Annotated in this window: 14 protein-coding genes and 2 tRNA genes; 13 read left to right on the forward strand and 3 right to left on the reverse strand. The window is 36.9% G+C overall.

The window, feature by feature from the left end; translation table 11 throughout:
- The first annotated feature begins 312 nt into the window (after nt 1-312).
- The 9 genes from mutY to IIC38_10765 all read left to right on the forward strand — a co-directional run bounded on the left by mutY (nt 313) and on the right by IIC38_10765 (nt 13,707).
- Nucleotides 313-1,410 carry an A/G-specific adenine glycosylase gene (gene mutY, locus IIC38_10725; GenBank protein ID MCH8126426.1) on the forward strand — a complete coding sequence of 366 codons (1,098 nt, stop codon included), beginning with the start codon at nt 313-315 and terminating at the stop codon, nt 1,408-1,410.
- 112 nt (nt 1,411-1,522) lie between these two features.
- Nucleotides 1,523-1,999, forward strand: coding sequence for an SRPBCC domain-containing protein (locus tag IIC38_10730; protein ID MCH8126427.1), 477 nt, complete (start codon nt 1,523-1,525; stop codon nt 1,997-1,999).
- A gap of 17 nt (nt 2,000-2,016) precedes the next feature.
- Nucleotides 2,017-2,472 carry an NUDIX hydrolase gene (locus IIC38_10735; protein MCH8126428.1) on the forward strand — a complete coding sequence of 152 codons (456 nt, stop codon included), beginning with the start codon at nt 2,017-2,019 and terminating at the stop codon, nt 2,470-2,472.
- A gap of 165 nt (nt 2,473-2,637) precedes the next feature.
- Nucleotides 2,638-3,600, forward strand: coding sequence for a hypothetical protein (locus IIC38_10740; protein ID MCH8126429.1), 963 nt, complete (start codon nt 2,638-2,640; stop codon nt 3,598-3,600).
- Nucleotides 3,601-3,608: 8 nt separating this feature from the next.
- Nucleotides 3,609-4,649 (forward strand): endolytic transglycosylase MltG, encoded by a 1,041-nt coding sequence (mltG, locus tag IIC38_10745; protein ID MCH8126430.1) that lies wholly within the window; start codon nt 3,609-3,611, stop codon nt 4,647-4,649.
- Entirely contained in the window at nt 4,649-6,844 is a 2,196-nt protein-coding gene (locus IIC38_10750) for a UvrD-helicase domain-containing protein (protein MCH8126431.1), read from the forward strand. The genes mltG and IIC38_10750 overlap by 1 nt, the downstream gene beginning before the upstream one ends.
- Nucleotides 6,795-10,577: a tetratricopeptide repeat protein gene (locus IIC38_10755; protein ID MCH8126432.1), complete on the forward strand. Its 3,783-nt coding sequence runs from the start codon at nt 6,795-6,797 to the stop codon at nt 10,575-10,577. The genes IIC38_10750 and IIC38_10755 overlap by 50 nt, the downstream gene beginning before the upstream one ends.
- A 98-nt stretch (nt 10,578-10,675) precedes the next feature.
- Entirely contained in the window at nt 10,676-11,371 is a 696-nt protein-coding gene (locus tag IIC38_10760) for a hypothetical protein (GenBank protein MCH8126433.1), read from the forward strand.
- Between the two features lie 215 nt (nt 11,372-11,586).
- Complete coding sequence (locus tag IIC38_10765) at nt 11,587-13,707, forward strand: T9SS type A sorting domain-containing protein (GenBank protein ID MCH8126434.1); 2,121 nt, start codon at nt 11,587-11,589, stop codon at nt 13,705-13,707.
- Nucleotides 13,708-14,076: 369 nt separating this feature from the next.
- Here the strand turns inward: IIC38_10765 and IIC38_10770 are convergent.
- The 3 genes from IIC38_10770 to rocD form a co-directional block, all read right to left on the reverse strand.
- Nucleotides 14,077-14,154: transfer RNA gene (locus IIC38_10770), tRNA-Asp, on the reverse strand.
- A gap of 21 nt (nt 14,155-14,175) precedes the next feature.
- Nucleotides 14,176-14,424 carry a DUF3098 domain-containing protein gene (locus IIC38_10775; protein MCH8126435.1) on the reverse strand — a complete coding sequence of 83 codons (249 nt, stop codon included), beginning with the start codon at nt 14,422-14,424 and terminating at the stop codon, nt 14,176-14,178.
- Between the two features lie 88 nt (nt 14,425-14,512).
- The gene (gene rocD, locus IIC38_10780) at nt 14,513-15,757 is read right to left on the reverse strand and encodes an ornithine--oxo-acid transaminase (GenBank protein MCH8126436.1); all 1,245 of its coding nucleotides are present in this window, start codon (nt 15,755-15,757) and stop codon (nt 14,513-14,515) included.
- Nucleotides 15,758-15,921: 164 nt separating this feature from the next.
- Here rocD and IIC38_10785 point away from each other — a divergent pair, with 164 nt between their 5' ends.
- The 4 genes from IIC38_10785 (at nt 15,922) to IIC38_10800 (ending at nt 18,784) form a co-directional block, all read left to right on the forward strand.
- The gene (locus IIC38_10785) at nt 15,922-16,287 is read left to right on the forward strand and encodes a hypothetical protein (GenBank protein MCH8126437.1); all 366 of its coding nucleotides are present in this window, start codon (nt 15,922-15,924) and stop codon (nt 16,285-16,287) included.
- Nucleotides 16,288-16,321: 34 nt separating this feature from the next.
- A complete protein-coding gene (locus IIC38_10790; GenBank protein ID MCH8126438.1) occupies nt 16,322-17,188 on the forward strand; it encodes an NAD-binding protein in 867 nt (288 codons plus the stop codon).
- 134 nt (nt 17,189-17,322) lie between these two features.
- Nucleotides 17,323-17,395: transfer RNA gene (locus tag IIC38_10795), tRNA-Thr, on the forward strand.
- A 714-nt stretch (nt 17,396-18,109) separates the two neighbouring features.
- Complete coding sequence (locus tag IIC38_10800; protein MCH8126439.1) at nt 18,110-18,784, forward strand: DUF4263 domain-containing protein; 675 nt, start codon at nt 18,110-18,112, stop codon at nt 18,782-18,784.
- Nucleotides 18,785-19,250 lie beyond the last annotated feature (466 nt).

Genomic DNA, 19,250 nt, shown 5'->3' on the forward strand with positions numbered 1-19,250 from the left:
TCAGTTTGGCTTTTTTCTAAACCTTCCTTAATTTATTCTGAAAATTAGTCTGCTTAATGTATAAAACGCAGAGTGTGTAGAGTTCACTGAGATAGTTTTTCTATACTTAACCTTATTATTTCTTTTTATTTTGTTTCATTTTTCGGAAAAATTGCTACCTTAGGTTCATTGTATGTTTTTATTTAATTTCTGCATTCTCTTGAACCTCTGCAATTGAAATATAAGGTTAGCAATAAATATTAATTCGTTAAAAAACATTGTTTCAGCGTTCGATAGATCCTGTATTGAATTTTAAAATTATCCGCCATAAATATGAAAGAAATCGATCCCAACATTTCTAAAAAGTTTCAGAGGAGTTTACTCCGCTGGTTTACTAATAATAAGCGCGAGCTTCCCTGGAGAGACTCTAAGTCTCCCTATAAAATCTGGTTATCAGAAATTATGCTCCAACAGACAAGGGTAGATACTGTCATTCCATATTATCAAAAGTTCCTGAAGAAATATCCAACTATCGCATCCCTTGCAAAGGCTGATCTTCAAGGGGTTTTGAAAACATGGGAAGGCTTGGGCTATTATTCACGAATTAGAAATATGCGAAAAGCTGCAAAAATCATAATCGAAAAATATGACGGCAATTTCCCGGATGAATATTCACAAATACTAAAATTACCAGGAATAGGACCCTATACTGCCGGAGCAATCTGCAGTATTATGTTTGATCAGCCTAGGCCTGTTGTGGACGGAAACGTAATTCGAGTTTTAGCTCGATATTTTGGAATAGAAACGGATGCTACAACAACGGATGGCAAAAATGAATTCTGGCAAGTAGCTGAAAAGTTAATACCAACCAAACAACCAGGAGCTTTTAATGAAGCTCTAATGGAATTGGGTGCGCTTATTTGTACTCCGAAGAAACCGGACTGCGAGTTTTGCCCTGTTAGATCTGATTGTGTGGCAAAAAAGTCAAACCGCCAGGAGGAATTACCTATTCGGAAGAAGAAATTGCCAACACCCCATTATGATATTGGCGCAGGTTTGATTTGGAAAAACGATTTGTTATTAATAACAAAGAGAAAGGAGAAGGGATTATTGGGAGGATTTTGGGAGTTCCCCGGGGGAAAGCAAGAGCTTGGTGAAAATATTTCAACGTGCGTAAAAAGAGAGATTGAGGAGGAATTAGGTATTCAGGTAGATGTGGAAGATTCTTTTGCGATAATCAAACATGCCTATACCCATTTTCGCATAACTTTGCAGATCTATAACTGCAAATGGACTGCGGGAGAACCGGTCTGTAAAGAATGTGTGGATTTTCGTTGGGTTAGGCTTAATGAATTGGACAATTTCCCTTTTCCCAGGGCAAACAAAAAAGTAGTGGAAAGATTGCAGGAATTGTTCACTAAATCATCTTAATCACTATGGTATAATGTTCAAATTCTATTGAGATTTTTCTTTTGAATACACTATATTGAAACGTTAATTAAATTGTACTCAATAATTGTATATCAAAACGGAGGTATTTTGAATGGCCGGAACGCGTGAATTCGAAGTTAGAAATTTGGAATTTAAGCTTACCCTAAATGTATCTGCAGAAACGCTGTTTAAAGCATGGACAGATCCTATGAAATTTCAGAATTGGTTTGCTCTGGAGGATTCTCATTCGATTCCGATTATAGAATTTGACCTACGGGCTGGCGCAAAATATCGTATTGGAATCAAGCACCCGGATGGAACTTTACGAATTATTGGGGGGATTATTAAACGAATTATTCCCAATGAATTGCTGTCGTTTACATGGAGTGTGGGTGGCGGTGGAACTCAGCAAATGAAAAGCACTGTAACCGCTGAATTTGTTCAGAAATCAGAGGGGTCAGAATTAATTGTTAGACATCAATTTATACCTGGCGAAAAACTAAGACTTCAATTTGAACAAGAATGGAAAACTCGCTTAGCCAGGTTAGAAAACATGTTATCCAAACTGAATACATCAGTAGTAAATTAGCCTATAACTTTTGTCATATGTCTAAGCCCCTGGTTCATACTTGTCCTTCATGTGGTGAAAATTCGAAAATATTCAAAAATCCTATTCCAACTGTTGACATCATTATTGAATTAACACGAAATGGTAAAACAGACGGCATAGTTTTGATTGAAAGAAAAAATGAACCGTTTGGCTGGGCAATTCCGGGTGGCTTTGTTGACTATGGTGAGAGTGTCGAAGATGCTGCTATAAGAGAGGCCAAAGAAGAAACAAGTCTCGATGTAGAACTATTAAATCTGCTGGGCGTCTATTCAAATCCGAACCGAGACAAGAGAAAACATACCATATCCACTGTTTTTGTAGCCAAGTCCGAAGGAATCCCTGTTGCCGGTGATGATGCAAAAAAACTGTCAGTTTTTAAAAAGAGCGATCTTCCTTTAAACCTGGCTTTTGATCATAAAAAAATCTTGCAGGACTATTATAAAAGCACCTAATATCATTGTTGATTTTATTTTTTAGAAACATCAATACCCTTCGTTTGTAGTCTAGATAAATATTCAATTATTTGGTAAGAGATTTATTAAAAAAATGAAATATGTTGAAAAAACATTGAATGTTTTCAATTGAAATTTAATTAAACTGGCTTAGCTATTCTATTTATGTTTTTTACAGGAAATCTTAGAAAAATTCCTTTACCTCATTTCTTTTTAACTACCTTTTTGATTTTTGTGATCCCCGGAAACCGAGTTGTTTCTGTTGAATCAGAAAGACTATTAATTGTTTTTACAGCAAATAACAATGGCCAATTATTGGATTGCGGTTGTAATACTGAATATCCCGGCGGATTACCACGCAGGTTAACTGCAATTAACAACCTTCGAAAAGAATATGGTGAGATTTTATTATTGGAAGGCGGTGATTTTCTGGGAACTACCGATGTGGTCTTGCAAAACAAGTTTGTCATGGATGCTTACGATTTATTTAAATATGATGGGATTGCATTTGGAGAGCAAGAATTTTGGAATGAAGTTCCATTTTTTGAAAATGAAATCCTTGGTAGAAAACAATCATTCGTCTGCACTAATATTAATAGTAGCAATGTGAAAGACCAAACTAAGGGCAGGATTATTCGAAAAATCAAAGTTATAAAAAACGGTTATAAATTGAATATTTTTGCTTTGCTGCATAAAAATTCGTTTTTGTATTTTCCTGATAATAAAATTCCTTCGTTTCAATTTGAAGATGTAAAGCGTCATTTGCGATCAGAATTGAAGAAGGTAAACGATCATTCATCTTTAAATATTGTGATTTATCATGGAGACCATTGGATATTCGAGGAGTTAAAAAAGGAGTTTAGTGAGATCGCTATATGGTTGATTGGACATGAACCCGGTAACCTCCTCGATTCATGGCAAGAGAGCTCAAAACCTGTAATTGTTCAGAGTGGAACCGATGGTGAAAGCCTGGAACTTGTTGAGGTATCCAAGAGTGATAAAGGTAAACTATTTTTCAATGTTAAAAGGCTCTATTTAACTGAAGAAATAGTACCGGATGTTGAATTAAAGAAATCCCTGGAAGAATATTATAATATAATCAATGTGCCATTTAAACTTAAAAACTGAGCAGACCCTTGAAAAAGAAATTAATCATATTTTTTTCATTATTTTTGTTTATTTTGCTTCTTTTTAGTATTTGGGTTTATTATATTCTATTTGATTCCCATAAGAGTTTACACAATGATCAAAATATTACTGTTATCGTCAAATCCGGAATGTCTGTCGGCCAGATTGCTAATTTACTCTATGATAAAAACTTGATCTACAAGACCAAGGATTTTATTTGGGGAGCAAAGTTAATGGGAACGGCCAATAAGCTAAAGGCAGGACGATACGAAATACCTAAAGGGAAAAATAATTACCATATTATTAAATTGCTTGATCTGGGTAAAATCAGTAGTATTCGCGTTGTAATTCCGGAAGGAATAGATTCCCGAAAAATTTCGTCCTTGTTAGCACATAACCTGGGAATCGACTCTTTGAAATTAATAAGTTATGTGGATGATTCAGTTTTTATTCATTCGATGAATATTCCAGGCATTTCTCTTGAAGGATACTTGTTCCCGGAAACTTATGACTTTTATTGGGGACAAGATGAAGAGTCCGTCATAAAACGAATGGTAAATCAATTTATTGAGGTAGTTCCTGATTCAATTTTACGAATATCAAAAATCAACCCTAAACAATTTAATGAGATTATAACATTGGCATCCATTATACAAGGAGAGGCAATCGTTGCTGAAGAAATGCCTATTATTTCGGGAGTGTATACGAATAGATTGAAACGTAGAATGCTGCTTCAGGCCGATCCCACGTTACAATACATTATTGAAGATGGACCGAGACGATTGACCAATAAAGATAAAAAAATTCAATCACCATATAATACATATCTATACCTGGGATTACCTCCCGGACCCATTAACAACCCAGGATTAAATGCTATTCTTTCTGCCGCAAATCCGGAAAAAGTACCCTATCTTTATTTTGTCGCTAATGGGGATGGCACCCATACTTTTAGTCGTACTTTAAATGAACATTTAAACGCGAAACGCAAGTTTGATAAAATTAGAAGGGAAGTTTACAGGAAACAGAGATTGGAAAAAACAAATTAATGACTGTACAAAACCTTAGTAAATTGAAAAAGATATTGATGGACTTAAACGAAGTCCAACTGGCTGCAGTGGAATGTCCCCCAGGGCCAGTACTTGTTCTTGCAGGAGCAGGAAGTGGTAAAACAAGAGTTTTAACAAGCCGGATTGCTCTATTACTTGCCAGATACAATGTTCAACCTCATGAAGTTCTCTCGGTTACTTTTACGAATAAAGCCGCTAAAGAAATGAAAATCAGGCTCAAGGCTATGGTGAATACCGATTTTTCGACCTTATGGGTTGGGACATTCCATTCTGTTTTTGCTCGAATATTGAGAAGAGAAAGCGTCTATATCGGTTACGGACGAAATTTTTCTATATTTGATTCTGATGATCAGCTGCAGACAATTAAGCGGATAATGAAAGATTTGAATATCTCTGCAAAAGATTATTCTCCTAATATTATTCGTGGATTGATAAGCCGTAACAAAAATAAAATGAAGACTCCCGAGCAAGTGGGTAGTGCTATTGCCGATCGATTTGATGAGGTACTTTTTAAAGTCTATTCTCAATACAGAGGGTTGTTAAAATCAAATAATGCCATGGATTTTGATGATCTAATTACACTTCCGGTGAATCTTTTTCAGGAGAATCCTAAAGTCTTAGAAAAATACCAGGATCGTTTTCAGCATATTTTGGTTGATGAGTTCCAGGATACGAATGTTGCTCAGAATGAATTGATCAAATTATTAGGTCGCAAAAATCAGAATGTTTTTGTAGTAGGTGATGATGATCAGTCTATTTACAGTTGGAGAGGGGCGGAAGTAGAAAACATCTTGAATTTTGAAAAGTCATTTCCCAATTGTGAGGTTTTTCGTCTTGAGCAAAATTACCGCTCTACAAAAACGATCTTAGCTGCAGCATATTCAGTGGTTAAAAATAATTATCATCGGAAAGAAAAACGATTGTGGACGGAAGGCAACCAAGGGGATCCCATTATTTTGATGGATTCTTATAACGAAGCGGATGAAGCAAGTAAAATTTTAAATCGAATTCGCTACGAAATTAGCAATTATAAACGGAATTTCCAGGATTTTGTCGTTTTATACAGGACAAATTCTCAATCAAGAGCCATAGAAGATGCTTTACGCCGAAATGCCATTTCCTACGAAATTGTCGGTGGTATAAAATTCTACGAGCGTAAAGAGATCAAAGATTTTCTAGCGTACCTTCGGATTATAGCAAATCCCAATGATGAATTGAGTTTACGAAGGATTATTAATGTACCGGTTAGAGGAATTGGCGCTGCTACCTTAAACAAATTACAGGATTATTCTGAGAATGAAAATATTTCATTATTAGACTCATTAAAAAAAGTTGATGAGGTATCCGGTATTTCTTCAAAAACCAGCGATAGACTTAAAGAGCTAGGTGTCTTCTTCGAAAAATACTTTTCACTTAAAGATACACTAGGCCTTGATGAATTTACTCGAGTAATGAATGATGAAATCGGTTTTTTTAGAATGTTTAAAGAGGATGGTTCGTTGGAAGCAATGAACCGGTTCGACAATCTTCAGGAGCTTCTTTCGGCGATTTCAGAATATTGCGAAACACGTGAAGAGCCAAGCTTGGATGGATTTTTAGAAGAAGTTGCGTTAGTGACGGAGTTGGACAATTGGAACGAACAATCCAATGCTGTGACGCTAATGACTATCCACAGTGCAAAGGGATTAGAATTTCCGGTAGTTTTTATTTCTGGGCTTGAAGAAGGACTTTTCCCGCTTTCTCGGAGCAAAGAAGATCCGGATGATTTTGAAGAGGAAAGACGGCTCTTTTATGTGGGACTTACACGAGCCAAAGAAAAAGTCTATCTATCATGGGCACAAAACCGTCGGAGATTCATAGAAGGAGCTATAAATAGTATTTCATCATTCGTAGATGAGATTGATCCTGAGTATATTGAAAGACTTGTACCCAAAACTGTTTCCATTCACAAACCTGTTTACCAGGGTTTGAAATATGAGCCAATGCCAGATTATGAAAACGAAAGCCAGGAACAATCACTATATGTTGGGTGTTTAGTAAAACATGATTTGTTTGGTACTGGTAAAATTCAAGCCATGGAAGGAACAGGACAGGATCTCAAATTAGCTGTTCACTTTGAAGGAATTGGCACTAAAAAACTTCTTTATAAATATGCTCAACTGGAAATTATGTAGGGAACCCAATTCAGGCTCCATTATTCAATTTCTGTTGCTCTTTGTGATTGGAGTTTGGTTAAACCAACCGGTAATAGCCCAGGAATCCGAGGCGGTTCGTCAATTTCAATATGCCCAAAAATTGATGAAAGATGGTTTTTTGGACCTGGCTTCCTCACAATTCGATGAATTCTTAAAATATTATCCGGATAGCCCGCGGGTGACAGAAGCCCTTTTCTACTGGGCGCAATGCCTGCAAAAACGAGAAAAGTGGGAGGAAGCTTCTGAAAAATATCGTGAACTTTTAGTTAAATATCCCGATTCTCCTCGTTGCGATGTAGCTCTCTACACAATCACCGAAAATTATTTTAACCTTCAAGAACCTGAAAAAGCTATTCGTAGTTTTGAGAGATTCCCGCTTTTTTATCCAAAAAGTCCACTGGCCACGCAAGCATTGTTTAAAGCCGGAGAATTAAACCTGGAGCGATCTGATTTTGCGAAAGCTGAAGAGGATTGGCGACGTATTTTGGATGAGTTTCCAACATCAACATGGATTGAAACGACCAGGTACCATCTTGCCGAACTTTATTTTAAGCAGAGAAAATTTGATCAAGCTGAAACACAAATTAATCGGTTGTTAGAGTTTACTTCGGAGAGGGTGCCATATGTTCGTCTTGCCCTTCTAAAGGCAAAAATCTTAACCCATAAATATCGGCTTGATGAGGCTGAAGCTCTCTATTCAAAACTACAAAATACTTCACTTTCCAATGGCTGGTATAAAAGAGTTCAATTGGACTATGCTGAATTCTTACAGAAATTGGGACAATTGGATAAAGTAGAAGAGATTCTAAGACCTCTTGTTGAATCTGAATCAACCACGACTTTGCGTGACTCATTGCTGCTGCAATGGATATCCTATCACTCACAGGCAGGTAATGATTCATCCGTAATTGCGGTTGTGAACCAGCTTATTCACGCCACAAATAATAAATCTGTAATGATGGCATCAATGGAGTATGGTATTAATGCTGCAAAAAGTTCAGATAGCAAATTGGTGTTGGTGGATTATCTCGAGAGAATGATTGAACTTGAAAAGGATATCAAATTTAAAAAGCCACTTTTAAAAAATACTTATCTCGATTTGCTCAAAACCTTTAATCAAATTGGCAGACCGGCATCTGCACTTGAAATAGGCCAGGTTGCTTTAAATCGATTCGGAAGTGATTTATACTTCTTAGATCAAGTAAAATATAACATGGGCCGGATTTATTTGGAAACATTGAATCAACCGCGAAAAGGACTTTTCTATTTTGAGCAAATATCGGAACCATCTCATAAAAGTGAGTTGGCCGACGACGCTTATTATCAAATGGCATTATGCTATGAGAGACTAACTGATTCTAATCAAGAGATCCGAATTCTTGAAAATTTCAGTCAGAATTTTCCAGGAAGTCCAATTCTGCCACTAATCTATGATCGTTTAAACTGGTATAGATATTATAGACCTGCCGATCTTTCAATCGAACTCAGCCGTACGTTATCCATGTTTACTAACCTGCTATTGACCGGCCAACGGGAAGAGTCAATATTTGCATTTGTCAAACAAATGTTTGAACAGCTAAGAGCCTATCAGGATGTAATCGAAACTAACAAAATCATCAGAAGTGAAAATCTCTTAAAAAATTACACAGACCAGCTTGATCAAATGGTGGCGGATTCTTATTATCGCCTTGCATTACAGGAAGAAGATATTGATAAAAAAGAATCTTTACTTGATAATGCCCGCATTTATTATCTAAAATATTTAGCTTCACCACCAACGTTAAAAGAGCAGTTGCGGGTAGCATTAGACATCCAAAAAATTGAAAGACTACGTTCGGACCGGGATTCGAGCAATGTGAAATCTGAATATAATTACTATAAAGTTGTTATTGATAGATTCAAAAATTTGGAGGAAGTTAAACAAGTTAAATTAGAATTGGCAGACCTTCTTTTTCAAATAGGGAAAGATGTTGATAGCGATTCCATAAAATCTGCAATTCGGTTATATGATGAGATCTTAGATGACAGCAGTAATACTATAGCATCAAATGGCGCCGGTTGGAGTCATCTAGATCCGGAATATCTTCCAGCGACAATTGAAGAAACAGCCTTATATCGAAATGGTCTGGCTCATTTAGTTATTAACGATACCTCATCAACAATCTCAATCTTATCCTCATACGTTACACAGTACCCCAAAGGAACGTATGTTCTCTCAGCGATAGAAGAGCTTAGCAAGATTAGTATTCATCAAGAAGATTGGGAAGCAGCGGAAAAATATTTATCCAACCTTGCAAAGACTTACTATTACGCTTCTACGGTACAATCTGCAAAATTACAACTAGCAGAAATAATGATTACTCAAAATCGATTTGAAGATGCCTTAACGATTTTGGCCGATCTGGATGAAAATTTTGATATCAACCATGAGAAAAAGCTATTTTTACACGGGTTTGCCTTAAAAGGTGTTTCTGATTATTTCAAGTCCAGACAGGTTTTTCAGGAGTATTTGCAGCACTATCCCAATGGTATTTTTGTTCCGGATGTATATTTGCATTTGGCAGATATCGGCAAAAGGACCAACCAGCCACAAGAGTTTCTACTTAATTATGACAGGTTTTTAATTCGATTCCCTACAGATCCACGTGGCCGTGATATATTACTGGAATTGGCGGATGATCGGTTTAAAAACGGCGAGTATAGTACTTCTTTGGATCAATATAAAGAATTATTGGCTACTTCGGTTGATCCCGAAGAGCTGAAGGTATTAGAACGAAAGAAGATCATTTGTATGATTCGATTAGGCAATGTTTCAGCAGCCCAGGTGGCTGAAGCTCAATTTGATAAGGATTATAAGAATGTAGATGAAGACTTGGCTGAAATCGAATACGAGCTAGGTAACTACTATCTCGATAAAAAATATTTTGAAGGCGCCGAAAGAATCTTTAAGAGAGTCAAAAACAAATATAAAAAAACCCGTTTTGGGTCTTATGGAGCATATGGTCTGGGCAAACTAAAAATAATTACAAATTTAACGGACGATGGCCTGGAAATATTGACCGAGATTATTGAAAAATATCCGGAATCGGATGTGCTTCCTAACCTGTACCTAACATTGGGTGATTTTTATTACAAGAACAAGCTATTCAATAATGCGCTTTCTGCTTTTCAGCATTGTTTAGAATTGAATCCAGAATCTTCAGTTGATCTCACAGTGAGACGATACTTAATTAAGTTATATACAGAAATTGGAGTAAACGATGCAGCGTTGTTGGCAATTCGTGCTTATTTGGATAAGTATCCCGATGCTGACGATAGTTTTAACAAGAAATTTCAATTGGGCCTTAATTTAATGAATTTATATGAATATGATCGAGCCATCGACCAATTCAGGAGTTTGCTACCGCTTGCAAATAATGATCAAGAAGCTGAAATCCGTTTTTATATAGCAAAGTGTTATTCAAGCAAGGGACAATTCCGAAAATCAATCTCAGAATTTTTCAAAGTACCATACTATACGAGACCCACAGAATTACCCTGGCATGTAACAGCAGAATATGAAGCTGCAATTGCATATATGAAGTTACAGGAATGGGATCCGGCAAAATCAATTTTGGAAAAAATCGTTTACAGGGAAGGCCTTGAAAGTGTCTTTGGAAGGACGGCGATGAATAAAATTCAGGAAATTGACAAGCTCAAAACTAAAAAATGAGTAGGGAGCAAATAATCGGAAATATTATATTATTTTCAATTGTTGCAATCATTTAAAATATATTATACATTTATACAAAATCATAAAGGAAGCATATTATGAAAAAATTAATCATTCCAATGATCCTCATAGGGATTTTTGCTACTTCCATTCATGCACAAAATCGTAAACCACCCAAGCCAAAGCCAGAGGAAGAAGAGACCGGCAAGGCTGGTGTGATTAAAGAAACTAAGTTTGTAAAACGGAGCCAAATAAAGCGGACTAAACTACACAGTAAGCCTCCAACCAGGTTAGGGAGCATGAATTTTGGCGTGTTCTCCAATGAATACCTGGGTTTTGGTGCATCATATGAAATGAATAGGCATACGGATCTTGGGATTTCATTTAGCTTTTATTATTATCCTATTCCCGATGATCAGCTATACTTTGATCCTTATTATTATCAATTAGTACAAAGGAACAAAGGGTCAATGATGATTTTGTATATTGGCGGTAAATACCATTTACCATTTATGAAGAATGAACCAAATATTAATCCATATGCTATTTTTGGAGGTGGCCCGGTTTTAGGAATTGAAAGTGATCAATCAAAACAATGGCCCGGGAGTATGTTGCATGCTTTTGCCATTGGAGGATATTCCGCATATGGTGGAGCTGGAATGGAATATCGTATCAATTCATGGGCGGTTAGTTTTGATCTTCGCTACCAATTTCTGCGATTTCCAAATCAAATATTTGGCGAAAAATATTTTGATGGTTTAATCTACAATATTGGCATTGGGAAATTATTTTAAGGAATAAATATTTTTATTATAAATCCGGAAGATTTGTAATTTTTAAATTGCAAACTTCCGGTTTTTTTTTGTTACAAAATATAGGCTTTAAAGCATGACTGTTTATAAATCAAGCTGTTAACTGTGCTGCTATCTAATTATTTTGTAGAATAGTAATCAAAGATTAACTTCGGTTGCAAGATAATCTATATATATAAAAATTTTTAGTTATTCAAATGTTGAAGAATCTAATTTTTGTTTTTTTGACTTCCATTGGATTTTGTAATACCCTTTACGCACAGTTGGCAACGAATACGGGTAATAGCCTTACTCAGCCAATTCTTATTTCACCTTCAAACCAATCTGATAATGTATCAACATTACCTAAATTAATAGTCCAGGTTTTAGATACTGAAAATGATTCACTTCAAGTAATATTTTTCCTTCGAAAAATAACAGATGAATCGAGTAAAAACTTTATATTGATTGGAGTTCCGGATACTCAATTCTATACATCGAGCTTGAATGGCGGAAGTCCTGAGATTTTAAAATCTCAAACCGAGTGGATTGTTGATAATAAAGATTCTCTCAACATTGCTTTTGTTGCACAACTCGGTGATTGTGTTCAGAACGGCGATAATAATGGCAACGAAGTTGAATGGATTAATGTAGATTCTGCATGGAGCTTACTAGAAGATCCTTTAACAACATTTTTGCCTGATGGTATTCCTTATGGATTGGCAGTCGGTAACCGAGATCAATCCCCGCCTGGTAGTGCAAATGGTACCACCACTCTTTATAATAAATTTTTTGGGATTGCAAGATTCGAGAATCGATCATATTATGGCGGTCATTTTGGAAATAATAATAACAATCATTATGAATATTTTAATGCAGGTGGGATGGAATTTATTGTCATTTATCTTGAATTTGACACACAACCTAATATGGATAGCATAAATTGGGCGGATAACTTGCTTAAAACGCATAGCAATAAGCGAGCTATTATTGTTAGCCACTTCATCCTCGAAAGTGATGCTTCTTTTAGCAACCAGGGACAAACCATTTATAACGCATTGAAGGATAATGGAAATGTATTCTTAATGTTGTGCGGACATATAGGTGTTGAAAGAAGAAGGGAAGATACCTTTAATGGAAATTTAATTCATTCTGTTCTGTCAAATTATCAAGATAGAGTAAATGGTGGTGACGGTTGGTTGCGGATAATGGAGTTTACTCCGGCTGATAATGAAATTCGAGTCAAAACATACTCCCCATTTCTTAATGATTACGAAAATGATCTCGATAGTGAATTTAGTCTGAATTATGATATGCGAAACAGCTATTTCACTCCAATTGCTACACTTCAGGGTTCCGGGCAAGGCAATGAATTTATGTTTAGGCCTTCTCTTCTTGCCGAAACAGATTATGAATGGTATGTAGACATTAATAACGGTGAAACTTCAATCGCTGGTCCAACCTGGAATTTTTCAACTCGGCTTTTATTAGCTGCTCCAGTAGGCTTGAGTGCCATAGCTGAAGATGGAAGAATATCTTTGTATTGGCTTCGATATCTAGACTTTGATTTATCTTCTTACAATATTTATAGAAACACCTCAAATGATTCGTTAAATAATATAGTACGGATCGATTCAATTTCAAAATCTCAAACAGTATATATAGATACATCTGTTATTAATGGTATCGAATATTTCTATTGGGTATCTGCGTTTGATAGTGCTGGTAATGAAAGTCTATTTTCAGAAGGGGTAAGTGCTATTCCCCTGGTTTTTCTATCTGTTGAGTTTTTTTCTTTTAGTGCTACTCTAAACAAGTCTATTGTTTCATTACATTGGCAAACGCAAACAGAAACAAACAATTATGGCTTTGAAGTTGACCGTTTCTACTACTCAAATTGGCAAACAATAGGGTTTGTTAAAGGAAAGGGCACCTCGACAATTATTCATAGCTACTCATTTAGCGACAATATTAGGGATCTTTTTGGGGAAATAAAATATCGTCTTAAACAAATTGATTTTAATGGAACTTTTAGTTATTCAGAAGAACTTATCGTAACATTAAACGATCCACCAAAGGCATTAAAATTAAGTCAAAATTATCCGAATCCATTTTTGACAAATTCAACCATTTATTATTCTATTCCGAGAGATACCGAAGTCACGCTGGATATTTACGATTTGCAGGGAAGACTGGTTAGCACCTTGATTCATGAATTTGGAAAAGCAGGAAATTACAAAGTAAATGTCAATGCTCTGTTATTCCCGAGTGGCCTCTATTTCTATAAATTAACCACAGGGGAATTTACGGAGATTAAAAAATTTGTAATTATTAGATAGGATCAAAGGAGGTCTATAACAAAACCAAATAAATATAATTTCAGCAAAATTGGTGTAACCCTAGGTATTCCTAACCCTACCTCCTCATATTTCGGGGGGGGCGAAAGCAAAACGATTTGTGAGATTTGATGAATAATAAATAGGAAAAGTGCCGACTTAATGGCGTGAAAAATAATAAGAAATAATGCTAAGTAGTGAATATTGGATGCTCTAAGTAAAAAAAGCCATGCCCAAAGGTAGCCTTTAATTTACAATAACTTACAGCCTTATTTTATTAGAATGGCAGGCTTGTAAGGGCAGTACTCTAAACCAGTTGAGCTAAGCGCCCGGGTGGAAATGAAAATAGCGGAAATCAATCCGCTATCAATTTGGCGGGGTCGACGAGACTCGAACTCGCAACTTCTGGCGTGACAGGCCAGTGCTCTAACCAAATTGAACTACGACCCCAAACCTGAAAAGAACAATTACTTATTTATTTTTTTTCTTATACAAAATAGCAATTGGCAGGGTGATACAATATCCAATTACCAATAAAATCGGCGCCACTGTTAATGAAGAAAAACTATCCCAGGGCCCAATTGACATAAAAATATAACCGATAAAAATGATTGCAAGACTCAAACCAAATAAAAGGTAATTGTTTTTATCAAATGGCAGTTGAGTCTGCATTTTCTTGCGTGATCTGTCGCGTTTCTTTGGTGTTTTATCCGAATTCATAAGCCTTTAAATATATACCTGCGATTGAATTCTGTCAACTTAATTTATCGTTTTTACGTTCGACACAGAATTCAATTTATTCGATTTATTAAGGCATCAATAAAACTTTATGAATTCGCTCAAAAGCCCAGTCTAAATCTTCCTTTTTGATCACAAGGGGAGGCGCAAATCGGATCACATTTTCATGGGTTTCTTTGCACAACATGCCTTCATCCATTAAGGCTTCGCAAAACCTGCGTGCGCCACCGGCTTCATTATTCAATTCCACACCAATAAACAAGCCCTTGCCACGAACCTCTATGATGTGAGGACTATTTACTGTTTTTAATTTCTCCAGAAAATAGTCCCCTAACTCTTTGGAATTTTGCACCAGGTTTTCTTCCTGAATCACTAGAAGCGCTTCCCTTGCAACGGCACAGGCCAACGGATTACCACCGAACGTACTGCCATGATCGCCCGGGTTAAATACGCCAAGGATTTCTTTCGAGGATGCAACGGCAGAAACCGGGTACATACCTCCGGATAAGGCTTTGCCCAAAATAATCATATCCGGTTTAACATCTTCATGCTGGTGGGCAAACATTTTCCCGGTCCGACCAAACCCGGTCTGAATTTCATCTAATACTAATAGAACATTGTTATGTCTGCATAAACTTTGGCATTCTTCCAGATAGCCACCTGGTGGGATCAGAACACCGCCTTCACCCTGGATCGGCTCAACCATAAAGGCAACTGTGTTGGGTGTTATCGCCTGCTCCAGCGCCTGGGTGTCTCCAAAAGAAATGACAGAAAATCCCGGTGTAAACGGGCCAAATCCATCCTTGTATTGATCTTCTGTGGAGAATCCTACGATAGTGGTGGTGCGCCCATGAAAATTATTGTCACAAACAATAATCTCTGCTTGATTTGCAGGAACTCCCTTTTCCTGGTAGCCCCATTTTCTTGCGACTTTAATTGCGGTTTCAACAGCTTCGGCGCCGCTGTTCATTGGAAGCACCATTTCCATTTCACAAACTTCAGCGAGCTCCTTATAATAATAGCCAAGTTCACAGTTCCTGAATGCCCTGGATGTTAACGCTACTTTTTGCGCTTGGGTGATTAAAGCATTGACGATTCGAGGATGGCAATGGCCCTGGTTCACCGCCGAATAAGCGCTCAAAAAATCCAAATATTTTCTACCCTCAACATCGTAAACCCAGATCCCTTGGGCTCTTTCGATTACGATATCGAGTGGGTGATAATTATGCGCCCCGTATTTTTCTTCAATTTCAATATAATCCTGTGTGGTTTTTCTGCTTGTTTTTGTTGCTTCTAAAACATCACTAATTGCCATTTTTTTTCCATTGTTTTTTCTGGTAGAGAAATTAATCAATTCTTTAAAAAAAGACAAGTCTCATTTGATTATATTATTCGGCCAATTTATTTTTTGTCTTGACTTTTGTTCTGGTTTGATTTTTAAACTTCTGCTGTTTATATTGTGCAAAACCAGGAGTTTCCATGTATTCATTAACATTGTATTTGCCGGGCGGAAAACTTGATTTGGAATTAAACGACACCGAGACAGCCAAGTTGGTGTACCAAGGTAGTCCTTATCAAGCCTTGGCCCAGCTATATGGCGAGGAAGTTTATTTTTCAATCCCGATTAGGCTTGAACAAGAAACACCGGTTGCAACCGTAGAAATCGGAGATATTGCCTATTGGCCGCCAGGACAGTCAATTTGCTTGTTTTTCGGTCCGACGCCGGATAGCACAGGTGACCTAATCAAGCCGGCTTCTGATGTTACCATTATCGGTAAAATGAAAGGTGATCTATCACTCTTGCAAGAAGTACAAGCTGGTGATATCGTTACTGTTCAATTTTGATTAAATAAAAAAAAGGGTTAAAATGAGTACTGAAATGTCGGTCGGGTTTTTGGGATTAGGCGTCATGGGTAAACCAATGGCCCTAAATATTTTGAAGCACAACTTCCCATTATCGGTTTATAACCGGACAGCTGCTAAAATGCAACCACTTTCCGAAGCTGGCGCTTTTGCATGCAATACAATTACGGAATTGGCCGAGCGATCAGATGTGATAATTACGATGTTGCCGGATTCACCGGAATCTGAAGAAGTGATAATCTGCGAATCGGGATTAATCAACTTTCTCAGGCCCGGAATGACCATCATTGATATGAGTTCCATTGCTCCTATGGTTTCGAAAAAGTTAGCAAGCGAATTGAAGTTAAAAGAGGTTGAATTCCTCGATGCACCAGTGAGTGGGGGAGAAGTTGGCGCGATCGAAGGGTCCCTGGCCATCATGGTTGGTGGTGATGAGTTTGTATTCAAAAAGCAATTATTGCTTTTGAAAACTATGGGAAAGTCTGTTGTTTATGTGGGACCAGTTGGTTCGGGTGGCTTTACAAAGCTAGTCAATCAAATGATCGTGGCGATCAATATTGCAGCAATGGGAGAAGCGTTTGCTTTCGCTGAAAAAGCAGGATTGAATATACAGACAGTATTCGAAGCAATCAAAGGTGGGCTGGCGGGCAGCGCTGTGCTCGACAGCAAATTTCCGAAAATCGCTAATCAGGATTTCAGGCCTGGGTTTCGATTGAGCCTGCATCGCAAAGATTTAAAAAATGTACTTGCCACAGCCAGGCAAATAGGCTATGATCCAAAGTTAACCCAAAAAGTTCAGGAAGCTATCGTGCAGCTTTGTGAAACCGGAAAGGAAGATTTGGATCATAGTGCTATGGTGCAATATTTTAAAGAAGATGCATAACGATTACCCGTATTAGTGTACAACATGTTTTTTTGATATATATCGTTGCTGAAAGGAAAAAAACTTGCCTACTTTGGGAATTTATTTATAATTAGCACTGGAAATCAAAAGAAAATTTACCATTTAGATGTTAAGCCACCGTAGCTCAGCTGGTAGAGCAGCTGATTCGTAATCAGCAGGTAACCGGTTCGAATCCGGTCGGTGGCTCTAATAAAAACAATAACTTAAGCCTGATTTATTCAGGCTTTTGTTTTTGGTTTAAAAAAATGTTACCAAAACGTTACCACTTTTTCATAAAAACCCTTGATTGAATACTCTTGACTCTGTAGGATAGAGCAACGGACTTAGTTATAGTTAGCCAATGTTGGATATAGTAGGTCACACCAAGAATTGCCACCCTATTGCCACCTGAAAAAAAGAATTACTTTCTGAGGAATCGCAACCCCACGCCCCAAATAATAATGATGGATGTCAAGATAATTTTCTGTAACAATTTATACCATCTCAGATATGAGCATAATAGCTCATCAACCGCCAAGATTATAGCATTAAATAAGCCGTGATAAGGGCAAGTCAATTGAAAGCTCCAATACAATACCACTGTTAGGCTCCAGCATATCTTTGGGGGGATAACCACACAAGTAAAGCTCCCGATATAACCCCCGCCTTGAGAATATCCCCAAAATTCCCGGGAACACCCGGGAGGTTTAGAAGAACATGAACGAAATTTGGATTTGCTGAAGAGTTTGATGGAACTGAAATAACATTATTTAAGTTTTAATGTATGGATTTTATAATTAATATTACGCTTAAAATGGCATATAATAATGAGTAACTAAATATTTATTGATGTTCAAAGTCTTTAAGTTATATTTAAGATTCTTACGAGACACTTAATGTAACCTAAATAAAAAAGTATAAATGAGCATAAATATACGTCCAGCTAGTGAGTGGAAGTATCCCGAGGGATGGCCACCAGAAGAATATTATGTCGCGAAACAGGAAGTAACTAGAGTACAATTGGATGGATTGAAGAATTTAGTTGATAACAATTCGCCAGAATCTGAGTTAGACTCTTACTTAGCAGCAAACCCTCAAGTGATGGCGCATTGTTTAACATTTCTGAATACTGGTCACCATGGTGCTTGGATAATTCCTCAGCAACAAATACGACCGCCCCAAAAATATGTCAGGTATGGACTTAGACCTGATTATATAATAGGAGGAAGAGATTCTGATGGATTTTTTTGGTATGTTTTGGAATTAAAAGGGGCAAATGAGAACATTTTTTCTGAAGAAAATGGAAGAGTATTTTTTTCCAAGACTACAAATAAAGCTATGTTTCAGTTGCTAGAATATATAGATTATTGTTCTGAAACCCAGGCATACTTACGGGAAACACTTAACCTAACAAATTTTCGCGAACCTCAAGGAATTCTTATGATAGGTAGAGCTTCAGAAGTTGAACAGAATTCAAAGAAACAACGGATGAAGGCAGCGTGGAATAAGATTACTGCTGATAGAGTTGAATTGCGCACATATGATGCTTTAATAAGTGTTATTGAGACAGAAGTTGATTATAAGGCGAAAAGATAAGCTGCGCCATATCTAAATTTAAATATTTTTCTAAATAGCAAAAGCACTGCGAAGCTATGAAACTTACTCTTGCTCAACTAAACCCCCGTGGGGGATAAACTCTATCCGCCGGATATTTTATTGAAAAAGTCTCTGAAAATCGGTAGCCTTTGATTTTTGGGAGACACTATGTTCTCATTTTTTACAGCTTTGCTCCCATCCCTTTTTAACCCCTAAAAACTACGATTTACATATAACCCTTATCTGAGGTGGCATTATATAGGATCGTTGAGTTTAAGCCCCGAATACACCACTGGGAAGGGGTTTTGATGGAAATAAAATAGCTGCAACAACCTGAATCTGAGAAATTCTGACACTCAAGGAAAAAATTAGTAAACTCAAGAAAATCATTGATTTTGGACTTCTCAACTAGTACTATTCAATATCATAGAACTCTAAATATTTCCAGATTAAATCAAAAACTATA

This window comes from candidate division KSB1 bacterium (genome assembly GCA_022566355.1).
Lineage (GTDB): Bacteria > Zhuqueibacterota > JdFR-76 > JdFR-76 > DREG01 > JADFJB01.

Bases quoted from the DNA above. Each gene is read 5' to 3' on its own strand.
- mutY (MCH8126426.1), top strand. From the start codon at position 313: ATGAAAGAAATCGATCCCAACATTTCTAAAAAGTTTCAGAGGAGTTTA.
- IIC38_10730 (MCH8126427.1), top strand. From the start codon at position 1,523: ATGGCCGGAACGCGTGAATTCGAAGTTAGAAATTTGGAATTTAAGCTT.
- IIC38_10735 (MCH8126428.1), top strand. From the start codon at position 2,017: ATGTCTAAGCCCCTGGTTCATACTTGTCCTTCATGTGGTGAAAATTCG.
- IIC38_10740 (MCH8126429.1), top strand. From the start codon at position 2,638: ATGTTTTTTACAGGAAATCTTAGAAAAATTCCTTTACCTCATTTCTTT.
- IIC38_10750 (MCH8126431.1), top strand. From the start codon at position 4,649: ATGACTGTACAAAACCTTAGTAAATTGAAAAAGATATTGATGGACTTA.
- IIC38_10760 (MCH8126433.1), top strand. From the start codon at position 10,676: ATGAAAAAATTAATCATTCCAATGATCCTCATAGGGATTTTTGCTACT.
- IIC38_10765 (MCH8126434.1), top strand. From the start codon at position 11,587: ATGTTGAAGAATCTAATTTTTGTTTTTTTGACTTCCATTGGATTTTGT.
- IIC38_10775 (MCH8126435.1), bottom strand. From the start codon at position 14,424: ATGAATTCGGATAAAACACCAAAGAAACGCGACAGATCACGCAAGAAA.
- rocD (MCH8126436.1), bottom strand. From the start codon at position 15,757: ATGGCAATTAGTGATGTTTTAGAAGCAACAAAAACAAGCAGAAAAACC.
- IIC38_10785 (MCH8126437.1), top strand. From the start codon at position 15,922: ATGTATTCATTAACATTGTATTTGCCGGGCGGAAAACTTGATTTGGAA.
- IIC38_10790 (MCH8126438.1), top strand. From the start codon at position 16,322: ATGTCGGTCGGGTTTTTGGGATTAGGCGTCATGGGTAAACCAATGGCC.
- IIC38_10800 (MCH8126439.1), top strand. From the start codon at position 18,110: ATGAGCATAAATATACGTCCAGCTAGTGAGTGGAAGTATCCCGAGGGA.